8 protein-coding genes and 1 pseudogene are annotated in these 9876 nt (G+C 73.2%); 4 read left to right on the forward strand and 5 right to left on the reverse strand.

Features of this window, described 5'->3' with window-relative positions:
- Window positions 1-55: 55 nt before the first annotated feature.
- Window positions 56-856: a poly(ethylene terephthalate) hydrolase family protein gene (locus GCL84_RS00465; RefSeq protein WP_156753307.1), complete on the reverse strand. Its 801-nt coding sequence runs from the start codon at window positions 854-856 to the stop codon at window positions 56-58.
- Window positions 857-952: 96 nt separating this feature from the next.
- Here GCL84_RS00465 and GCL84_RS00470 point away from each other — a divergent pair, with 96 nt between their 5' ends.
- From GCL84_RS00470 to GCL84_RS29035, 3 genes and pseudogenes are all read left to right on the forward strand, one after another.
- Window positions 953-2272, forward strand: a complete 1320-nt coding sequence (locus GCL84_RS00470) for a zinc-binding metallopeptidase family protein (protein WP_156753308.1) — start codon at window positions 953-955, stop codon at window positions 2270-2272.
- A 116-nt stretch (window positions 2273-2388) separates the two neighbouring features.
- A pseudogene (locus GCL84_RS29030) lies at window positions 2389-3212 on the forward strand (serine hydrolase domain-containing protein); the annotation flags it as partial.
- A gap of 100 nt (window positions 3213-3312) precedes the next feature.
- Entirely contained in the window at window positions 3313-3468 is a 156-nt protein-coding gene (locus GCL84_RS29035) for a hypothetical protein (protein ID WP_197522912.1), read from the forward strand.
- Here the strand turns inward: GCL84_RS29035 and GCL84_RS00480 are convergent.
- The 4 genes from GCL84_RS00480 to GCL84_RS00495 all read right to left on the reverse strand — a co-directional run bounded on the left by GCL84_RS00480 (window position 3463) and on the right by GCL84_RS00495 (window position 7833).
- A complete protein-coding gene (locus GCL84_RS00480; RefSeq protein WP_156753309.1) occupies window positions 3463-4179 on the reverse strand; it encodes an SDR family NAD(P)-dependent oxidoreductase in 717 nt (238 codons plus the stop codon). The two genes, GCL84_RS29035 and GCL84_RS00480, sit on opposite strands and share 6 nt — an antisense overlap.
- A gap of 37 nt (window positions 4180-4216) precedes the next feature.
- Window positions 4217-5473 carry a helix-turn-helix transcriptional regulator gene (locus GCL84_RS00485; RefSeq protein ID WP_156753310.1) on the reverse strand — a complete coding sequence of 419 codons (1257 nt, stop codon included), beginning with the start codon at window positions 5471-5473 and terminating at the stop codon, window positions 4217-4219.
- A 533-nt stretch (window positions 5474-6006) separates the two neighbouring features.
- Entirely contained in the window at window positions 6007-6441 is a 435-nt protein-coding gene (locus tag GCL84_RS00490; protein ID WP_156753311.1) for a type II 3-dehydroquinate dehydratase, read from the reverse strand.
- Between the two features lie 105 nt (window positions 6442-6546).
- On the reverse strand, window positions 6547-7833 hold the full coding sequence (locus GCL84_RS00495; protein ID WP_156753312.1) for a cytochrome P450: 1287 nt from the start codon (window positions 7831-7833) through the stop codon (window positions 6547-6549).
- Window positions 7834-8100: 267 nt separating this feature from the next.
- Here GCL84_RS00495 and mhpA point away from each other — a divergent pair, with 267 nt between their 5' ends.
- A complete protein-coding gene (gene mhpA, locus GCL84_RS00500) occupies window positions 8101-9699 on the forward strand; it encodes a bifunctional 3-(3-hydroxy-phenyl)propionate/3-hydroxycinnamic acid hydroxylase MhpA (protein ID WP_156753313.1) in 1599 nt (532 codons plus the stop codon).
- Window positions 9700-9876 lie beyond the last annotated feature (177 nt).

A 9876-nucleotide genomic window follows, 5' to 3' on the forward strand; every position in this document is an offset into this window, starting at 1 on the left:
CGCGGTGCGGACGCGCGTGAGGGCGGTGAAGTCCCGCGCCTGCCCGCCGGGAGGGTCAGCCGGTCGCTCTCGGGTTGCGCCGGACGTCGCTGTAGGCCGGGTCGGCGCAGAGCCCACAGGCGCCGGTGAACTCGGCCGCCGCTCGCTGGTCACCCGTCAAGTTGTACAGGAACCACGCGGTGATCACGCCGCGGTACCCGCCGCCGTCCGGGACGGGGGTGAAGTGCGTGGCACCCGCCAGCTCGGCGTACCAGGCGGGCACCCCGGCCGACCGCTCGTAGAGCGGGAGGACGAGCCGTTCCGGGTCGACGATGGAGTCGCGCTCCCCCGACAGGAACAGGATCGGGCCGTGCAGCCGCTCCGGGGTGGCCAGCGGTCCCGGTTGCAGGGCGACAGTGGTGTCGACGGCCGGGTCGGCGGCCGCGTTGATGGCGCCCGCGCCGCCCTGGGAGTGGCCGACGGCGCCGACGTGGTCGAGGTCGACCTTGCCGCGGTACGGGCTGACCGGGTTGGCGTTCGCGGCGCGCAGCCAGGACAGGCCCGCGAGCATCTCCTGCCCGCTGTTGGATTGGGGCGTGTTGGCGGCGGCGACGATGAACCCGTGCGAGGCGAGGTGGCGCAGCAGTCCGGAGTAGACACCCGGGATGGCGCCGGTCCCGTTGCCCCAGAGGATCACCGGCAGCGGCCGGTCCATCTTGGCTGGCCGGTAGTAGGTGTTGCCCAGCCGGATGTCGACCGCCACGGCGTTCGGGCCGGGCGCGGACCAGTCCGGCGGGGCGGCCGCGCCCACCGGGTTCACCCCGACCAGGACCACGACGGCGGCGAAGGATGCGATCAGCGAGCGACGGAGTCTCATCGGTGAAACCCTCCCTAACGACTGTTAGGGTGATGGTCGCAGCGGCCCTGGGGCCTGTCAACCGGGCCGGACCTGTAAACCGGATCGGGAGGAATCGTGGAAGCCTTGGACGAGACCTGGGTGGCAGCCGAGATCGAGGCCCTGCGCGTGCTCGGTCCCCGGCTGACCGGCACCCCCGCGCACGACCAGTTGGTGGACCGCGTCGCCGCCCAAGTGCGCGGACTCGGCCTGGCGGTGGACGAGGACCGGCACGCGTTCACCCGCTGGGACCTGACCGCCGAGCCCACCCTGGTGGTCGGCGGCGCCCGGGTGGAGGTGGCGTCGGTGTTCCCCTACTCGGGCACGGGCAGCGTGTCGGGCCCGCTGGTCCGGCTGCGCGGCCCGCTCCCCCGCTGGTCGCGCGCCCGCGACGGCATCGCGGTCGTCGAGGTCAACAACCGCGAGCTGCCCGTCCGGCACCTCATCGACACCTGGGACGCCGACCAGGCGTGGCCGCCGGTGGCGCACCCCCTGATCCCGGCCACGATCGCCGGTCTGGGCCTGGGCCGGGCGCGGCGGGCCGGGGTGCGGGCGGTGGTCTTCGCCTGGCGCGGCCTCGACGACGAGCGGGCCCGGGGCCAGTACGTGCCGTTCACCCTCCCCTACCAGGACATCCCGGCCGTCTTCGTCTCCGGCGCGAGCGCCGAGGCCGTGCTCGCGCCCGGGGCGGACGCCACGCTGACCGTCCCCGCCGCGTTGACCCCGGACGCGACCATGCGGACGGTGTGGACGGTCATCGAGGGCACGCGAAGCCCAGCCGAGACCGTCGTCGTGGTCACGCACACGGACGGGACCAACACCGTCGAGGAGAACGGACACATAGGACTGCTCGCCCTGGCCCGCGACCTCGTGCGGACCCCGCCGGAGCGCACGGTCGTGCTCGTGTTCATCGCGGGCCACCTCCGCATCCCAGCGGTGACGCGCTCCGGCCAGGCTGGCACGCGGTGGCTCGACGACCACCCGGACCTCTGGTCGGGCGCGGTAGCGGGACTGGCCGTGGAACACCTCGGGGCCCGCGCCCGCGAACTGCTCTACGCCACCACCCCGGGTCTGCGCCACCTCGCGGAGACCGCCTTCCCCGGAACCGCTCCCTCCCGCCCCAGCCCCCTCGTCCACTTCGGTGAGGGTGAACCCCTGCTGCACAAGGGAATCCCCGCCGTCTCCCTGGTCAGCATCCCCGACGACCTGCTGTCCACCCGACCCGGCGACCACGTCGACGTGCCGTTGGCCGCGAGGCAGATCGACGGCTTCCGCCGCCTCCTGCGCGCACTGGACACCGCCGCCCCCGACGACCTGGGCCGGGTCCGCCCGCCCGGCCCGGCGCGCAAGGCGCTGGCCGCCGCCCGCCTCGCCCTCGCGCTCGCCACCGGCGGGTGATCTGGTTGGCTGCGCCGGCGCCAGGGATCGAGGGCGGGACCGCGCCGGGGTTCCACGCCGTGCGCGACGCGTTCGCGGCGAACTTCGCCGACCACGGGGAGATCGGCGCCGCCGCCGTGAGCGTCTACCTGGGCGGGGAGAAGGTCGTCGACCTCTGGGGCGGCACCGCCGCCCCAGAGCGGGACCGCCCCTGGCGGCGGGACACGCTGCAGGCCGTCTACTCCGCGACCAAGGGCGCGACGTCGGCGTGCGCGCTGCCGCTCGCCCAGCGCGGCGAGCTGGACCTGGACGCGCCCGTGCGGGAGCACTGGCCGGAGTTCGCGGCGCGGGGCAAGCAGGACATCCCCGCCCGGTGGCTGCTCACCCACCAGGCGGGCCTGCCGGTGCTGGACGAGCCGGTCCCGCTCGCAGCCGCGCTGGCCTGGGACCCGGTGGTCGAGGCACTGGCCGCGCAGCGCCCGGCCTGGCCGCCGAGACCGGGCACGGCTACCACGCGCTCACCTTCGGCTGGCTCGTCGGCGAGGTCGTGCGCCGGGTGTCCGGCCTGGGTCTGGGCGAGTTCTTCCGCACCGAGATCGCCGAACCGGCCGGGCTCGACTTCTGGATCGGCCTGCCCCGGGCCGAGCGGCACCGGCTCAGCACGCTCGTGCGGGCCCCGCCCGACCCGGGCGCGACGTCCGGGTTCGACCTCGACGACCTGCCCGAGGCGGTCCGCGCGGTCGTCGAGGCCTACTCCGACCCGGCGTCGCTGACCACGCGGGCGTTCACCTGCTTGCGGCCCGCCATGGACCACAACGACCCGGACTTGCTGGCCGCGGTGGTCCCCGCGACCAACGGCGTGCGCACCGCCCGCTCCCTGGCCGAGTCCTACGCGGCGCTCATCGGCGAGGTCGACGGCCACCGGGTGTTCGACCCGGCCGCGCTGATCGAGGCCACGACCGAGCAGGCCGCGGGCGTCGACCGCGTCCTGCGCACACCCGTGCGGTGGAGCCATCGGCTACGCCCTGCGCGGCGGGCAGTCGGCTTGGCTGCCGCCGGGCATGTTCGGGTTCTCCGGGCTCGGCGGCTCGCTCGGCTTCGCCGATCCCGGGACCGGGCTCGCGTTCGGGTACGCGATGAACCACATCAGCCAGGGCATGGCGCCGGACCCGCGGGCCGAGCGCCTGGTCACCGCCGTGCGGGCGGCGGTGTCATGAGGGGCCCGGCGGCGACGGCCGCGCCCCGGACACCAGGTCGCGCCCGCCGTTGACGACCGCCTCGTGCCACTCGTCGGGCACCCAGGCGAAGCGGTCCGCCTCGATCAGGGCGACCGCGTGGCCCGCCGCCTCCTCCGGGGTGATGCCCTCGGTGGACATGGCCGTGCGGACGAACGCGGGGCACAGCACGTGCACGGAGACCGGTGTCCCGGCCAGTGCCATCGCCGCGTGCCGGGCCACGGCGAGCACGGCGTGCTTGGACGGGCCGTAGGCCCCGCCGCCGGGGAAGACCGCCGCCCCGGCGAGCGAGGCGGTGATGACGACGTGCGCCTGGGCCCCGCGCCGCAGCAGGGCGGGCACGAAGGCCCGGAGGCCGTTGACGACGCCGCCGACGTTGGTCGCGAAAACCGAGTCCCACTCCCCCGCCGGGACCTCCCAGGGCGCGCCCACCGCCGATCCGACCACGCCCGCGTTGAGGAAGACCAGGGTGGCGTCGGGGTGGCGGTCGGCGAGGTCGGCCATCGAACCGGGGTCCGACACGTCCACGTGCTCCGCCGTCCCGCCCGCGCCGCGGGCGACCGACAGGGCCCGGTCCAGGTCGCGGTCGGCGATGACCGGGGTGGCCCCCCGCTGGGCGAGCTCCCGGGCGAGCGCGGCGCCGATGCCGCTGCCCCCGCCGGTGACGACCGCCGTGGCGCCCTGGAACCGCATTGTCGACCTCCCCCGTGCCCGTCGGCACGGCACCAGCCTACGCAGGCACCTTCCAGCCCGCGGCGAGCTCGACGCGCGAGGCGACGCTCATCTTCTGGAAGACCTTCTTCAGGTGGAACGCCACGGTGTGCTGGGAGATGAACAACTGCCTGCCCACCTCGCTGTTGGTGTACCCCTGGCTCACCAGCTCCGCCACCGCGAACTCCGCGTCCGTGAGCCCGTGCTGCGCGCAGCCCTCGCGCTCGACGCTGCGGGATACCCCGCGCCGCACGCCGAGCTCGCGGAGCTTGTTGACCACGCGGGAGACGTCGCGCGTGGCGCCGACCGCGTTGTAGGTGTCGAGCACGGACTCGAACAGGCGGATCGCCCGGTCCCGCTCCGCGAGCCGCTTGGCCAGCAGGTCGGCCATGTCCTCGCGGGCGGACGCCGCGCACCACCGGTCCGGGTAGATGTTGGCGGCCTCGTGCAGGGCGCCCACGTCGCCGTCGAGCAGCCCGGCGGCGTGCAGCGCCGACGCGCGGATCACGCTGAAGTGCGGGTGCTTGACCGAGGCGTCGGCGGCGGCCGCCACGGAGGTCCTCGCCAGCTCGCGTTCGCCCAACTTCAACGAGGCGCGGACGAGCCAGGAGGCCGCCGCGGGCTCGGACACGAGGAGCTGGCGCAGGACGACGGGGTCGGTGACGATCCCGGCGACGAGGCCCGCCGCGGTCGTCACACCGCTGCGGGCCTCCATGGCGTGCGCGGTGACCCAGGCGCCCGCGGCGTGCCCGTAGCCCAGCAGTGCCTCGTCGGCCAGCTTGTCCACGAAGTGCAGGCAGGCGCGCATGTCCGCGCGGCGCAGCGCGCCGAGCGCCATCACCACGTAGCTCGGCGGGCGCATCGACCGCACGCCGCACCGCTCGGCGAGGCGCAGCCCGACACCGGTCTCGGCGATGGCGTCGTCGACGTTGCCCATGGCGAAGAGCAACTCGCCCCTGGCAGCGTGCGACAGGGCGCTCATCCGCTGCGACTGGTCCTCGCCGCCGCGCGCGTCGATGCCGTCGAGCACCAGCGCGCCCGCCTCCAGCTCCCTGGCCTTGGTGAGCAGCTTGACGTACCAGAGCTGGGCCAGGTGGCAGAACTCGTGCGGCTCGTGGCACGGCGTGGCGGTCGCCGCGGCGGCGTACTGCAGGCCCAGGTCGAGGCGTCCGCTGTACCACGAGGACGTGGAGCGCCGGAGGAACCCCGCCGTCTCGCACAGCCCCGGCGCGGGGTCGTCGGTGAAGCCAGTGAAGAAGTCTTGGGCAAATCTCATGTCGGTTTCACCTAACGACGGTCGGCCATCCAGGTCACACGCGATACGAGATCGTTCTCAGTGGCAGGCGGCGACGGCCCCGGCGCCGCGCTCGACCATGAAGCCACAGCAGATCGTTCGTAGTTAGTTTGTTACAGACTACAAGCAGTAACGGCAGGCACGTCGTGAGTGTGACGCTCATCCCTTTTACGCCGGCAACACCAGAGCGAGCCTCGTCTACAAAAAGCGATTAATCACCGGTTTCCCGCCCGCGCGCAAACGGCGACCAGAACGTGGCGCGCAAACCAACAACGCACTCAAGAACAAGCATCATCGCTGGTCAGAGCTCTCAACGCGGCGATGACACAGAGCAGGGGAAAGGCGTTTGGGCCATCTGTCCGAATACCTTCACACGTGCTGACCAGTTCGATCACAGAACGATTGCCGACTAGGCCGACATCGCTCTTGCTGGGCCGGATGCGCCGAACCGGCCTCACCGAGCGTGACGACGATTGCCGTCAATCACACGGTGGCAGGACGTTTGCGAGGTTCGATCATTCCGCCAGGTGCAGCAGCGCTCGGGCCGCGAGGCGGTAGCCGAAGGCCCCGAGACCGACGACGACGCCGCTGGCCAGTGGGGCGATGACCGACTCGTGCCGGAACCGCTCGCGGGCCCACACGTTGCTCAGGTGCACCTCGACCCACGGCGGCGCGTAGCTCGCCAGCGCGTCGCGCAGGCTCCACCCGGCGATCATCAGGGCGCCGGGGTTGACGATCGCGCCGACCGTGCTGTCGCGGTGCGCGTGGATCGCGCTGACCAGCTCGCCCTCGCCCTCGCGCTGGATCGAGACGACCTCCCAGCCGCGGACGGCCACCTCCTCGGCGACCGCGGCCGCGATGTCGGCGAGCGTGTCGGTGCCGTACACCTCCGGCTCCCGCTGGCCGAGGATGCCGAGGTTCGGACCGTTGAGCAGGAGCACGGCAGTCAAGGGGACCTCGCAGTTCGGCGGCCACTGGGACATCCCCATGCTGGCCACGCCGTCCCTGGGGCACCACCCTCAGAGCTGATAGTGCTGGCCCCGGGCGGCGTCACATCACGGGGCGGCGTCCCACCGCACGGGCAGGCTGTGCACGCCGTAGACGGCCATCTTGTCGCGCAGCGGGACTTCCCCGGCCGGGACCGCGAGGCGCAGGCCGGGCAGCCGCCGCAGCAGCTCGGTGAACCCGACGGTCATCTCCAGCCGGGCGAGCTGCTGGCCGATGCACTGGTGGACGCCGTGTCCGAAGGAGAGGTTGCCCTGCCGCGGGCGGGTGACGTCGAACTCGGCAGGCCGGTCGTAGTGGCGCGGGTCCCGGTTCGCCACCGACAGCGACACGATGACCAGCGACTCCGCCGGGATGACCTCGCCCGCGATCTCGACGTCCTCGGTCGCGGTGCGCAGCAGGCCGTGGTGCACGATGCTCAGGTAGCGCAGCATCTCCTCCACCGCCCCGTCGATCAGCTCGGGCCGGTCGCGCAGCGCCGCGAGCTGCTCCGGGTGCTCCAGCAGCGCGAAGGTGCCCAGCGCCAGCATGTTCGACGTCGTCTCGTGCCCGCCGACGAGCAGCAGGTTCGCCATGCCGACGACCTCGTTGTCGGTGAGCGGGGGGTCGGACTCGCTGTGGATGAGGTCGGAGAGCATGTCGTCGGTGGGGGTGGCGCGCTTGAGCCGCACCTGCCCGTGGATGAACCGGCGCAGCTCGTCGAGGACGGCCAACTGCTCCTCGAACGCGACCCGCAGGTCGAGCAGCTTGTCGGTGCGCGCCTGGAACTCCTCGCGGTCGTCGTAGGCGACGCCGAGCAGTTCGCAGATCACCAGGGACGGCACCGCCAGGGCGAAGTCGCGCACGAGGTCGGCGCTGGTGCCGCCCGCGAGCATCGCGTCGAGGCGCTCGGTGACGATCTCGCGGATGCGCGGTTGCAGCCCCCGGGTCCGCCGCAGGGTGAACTGCCGTGCCAGCAGCCTGCGGTACCGGGTGTGGTCGGGGGCGTCCATGGCGATGAAGTTGCCCGCCACCGCGTCGTCGTGCATGAGCTGGTCGCGCAGGTCCCGCGGCAGCTTCACGACCAGCGGGTTGCGCAGCCGGTCGGAGCTGAGCCGGGGGTCGCTGAGCGCCTGGCGGGCCTCCTCGTGCCCGGTGACCAGCCAGCCGGTGTCGCCGTTGGTCAGGCTGAGCCGGTGCACGGCGGCCTTCGCGCGGTACTGGCCGAGCAGGGCGGGCGGGTCGAACGGGCAGCCGCCGCGGTCGGTGAACCCCTCGGGGAAGGGCAACCGGTACACCGACCTGGTGCCGCCCTCCGACGAAGTGGACCCGGTGGGCGCCGCGGTCGGGTTGCTCATCGCTCGTCCTGTTCCCGGCGGGGCGGGCGGCCCAACCGCTGTCGTCGGGGGGTCGCCCCGTTGGCGTGCGTGGCGGGGCAGCCGATAGTCCACAATGGATCATCTTGCCCACGCGACTCCGGCAGAGTAGTCCGGCGAGGGCCGTCCGGGCACCCCTCAACCTGATAGTCCCCGCTGCCCTTGACGCGCGGCGGAATGGCGAAATACCGTTGGCAGAACTGCGAAGTGGCGAACTCCGAGCACGCGAGTGGGATCACGGTGCCGACCATGCGACCGCACGAGACACAACCCCAGCCCGACGCCGACGTCGTCATCGTGGGCAACGGACCGATCGGCGCCGTGCTGTCGGTGCTGCTGGCCCAGCGCGGCTGGCGGGTGACGGTGCTCGAACGCCGCCCCCGCCCCTACCGGCTGCCCCGCGCGACCAGCTTCGACGGCGAGACCGCCCGGCTGCTGGCCGCCACCGGCATCGGCGCCGACCTGGGTCGGATCACCGAGCCCGCCACCGGGTACCAGTGGCAGACGGCCGCGGGCGCGGCGCTGCTGGACATCGCGTTCACGACGTCGGGCCGCTACGGCTGGCCCGACGCCAACACGATGCACCAGCCCGCCCTGGAGGAGCTGGTCGCGGCCAGGGCCGCCGCGCTCCCCGGGATCACGGTGCTGCGCGGCCACGAGGTCGTCGACATCGCCGACGGCGGACAGGGCGCCCGGGTGACCGCCACGACCGACGACGACACGACCCGCGTCCTGACCACCCGCTGGGTCGTGGGCTGCGACGGAGCGAACAGCTTCGTCCGCGACCACCTCGACGTCCCCGTCACCGACCTCGGCTTCTCCTACGAGTGGCTGCTCTGCGACGTCCAACCGCACGAGCCGGGCGAGTTCACCCCCACCAACGTCCAGATCTGCGACCCGGCCCGCCCCACCACCGCGGTGGCCAGCGGCCCCGGCCGCAGGCGCTGGGAGTTCATGCGCCTCCCCGGCGAGCCCACCGCCGGACTGGCCGAGGACGAGACCGCCTGGCGCCTGCTCTCCCCTTTCGGCGTCACACCCCGGAACGCGACCCTGCTGCGCAGCACCACCTACATCTTCCAGGCCCGGTGGGCGGACCGGTGGCGCGTCGGCCACGTCCTGCTGGCCGGGGACGCGGCGCACCTCATGCCGCCGTTCGCCGGGCAGGGCATGTGCTCGGGCATCCGGGACGTGGTGAACCTGTCGTGGAAGCTGGACCTGACCCTGCGCGGCCTGGCCCCGGAGACGCTGCTGGACACCTACACCGAGGAACGCCGCGCGCAGGCCAAGGAGGCGATCCTCGCCTCGGTCCAGCTCGGCCGGGTGATCTGCGTGACCGACCCCGCGGCGGCGGCCGAGCGCGACGCCACGGTGCTGGCCAACCGCCGGGGCAAGCCACCGACGCGACCGGAGCCCGCGAAGCCGTTGACGGGTGGGCTGCTGCACGCGGGGGTTGCCGCTGGGGCGGTCGTGCCGCAGGGGCGGGTGGGGTCGGGCGGTGCGACCGGGTTGTTCGACGACGTTGTCGGGCGGGGGTTCGTGCTGCTGGTCGCGGACGAGTCGGATGCCGGGCTCGGGGAGGACCGGCTCGCGTTCCTGGCCGGGCTGGGGGCGCGTGTGGTGCGGTTGGTGCCTGGGGGGCGGGTGGCCGGTGCGGGGGAGGTGTCGGATGTGGATGGTGTGTATGGGGCGTACTTGGCCGGGTTCGGGGTGACGGGGATGCTTGTGCGGCCGGATTACCACGTGTTCGGGGCGGCGAGTGGGGTTGAGGGTTTGCGCGTGGTGGTTGATGACCTGCGTGAGCGGCTGCGGGTGGCGGAGTCCGCGGGGGTCGCGCGTCGGGCCGGTTGACTGGGTTGGTGGTTGGTTCGGGAGTTATCCACAGGCATGATCGACTTCGGGGCGTCGATCGGGTGAAGCCGGTAGAATGGGACTCGGGACGCCCCCAGAGGTGTGGCGGGGTTTGGTGTCGCGGGGTTCGGTGTCGCGGGGTTCGGTGTCGCGGGGTTCGGTGTCGCGGGGTTCGGT

It is taken from the genome of Actinokineospora pegani, from assembly GCF_009745975.1.
Lineage (GTDB): Bacteria > Actinomycetota > Actinomycetes > Mycobacteriales > Pseudonocardiaceae > Actinokineospora > Actinokineospora pegani.

What these genes read in the sequence shown, in the direction of transcription:
- GCL84_RS00465 (WP_156753307.1), bottom strand. Translation starts at nt 856, where the DNA reads ATGAGACTCCGTCGCTCGCTGATCGCATCCTTCGCCGCCGTCGTGGTC.
- GCL84_RS29035 (WP_197522912.1), top strand. Translation starts at nt 3,313, where the DNA reads ATGTTCGGGTTCTCCGGGCTCGGCGGCTCGCTCGGCTTCGCCGATCCC.
- GCL84_RS00480 (WP_156753309.1), bottom strand. Translation starts at nt 4,179, where the DNA reads ATGCGGTTCCAGGGCGCCACGGCGGTCGTCACCGGCGGGGGCAGCGGC.
- GCL84_RS00485 (WP_156753310.1), bottom strand. Translation starts at nt 5,473, where the DNA reads ATGAGATTTGCCCAAGACTTCTTCACTGGCTTCACCGACGACCCCGCG.
- GCL84_RS00495 (WP_156753312.1), bottom strand. Translation starts at nt 7,833, where the DNA reads ATGAGCAACCCGACCGCGGCGCCCACCGGGTCCACTTCGTCGGAGGGC.
- mhpA (WP_156753313.1), top strand. Translation starts at nt 8,101, where the DNA reads ATGCGACCGCACGAGACACAACCCCAGCCCGACGCCGACGTCGTCATC.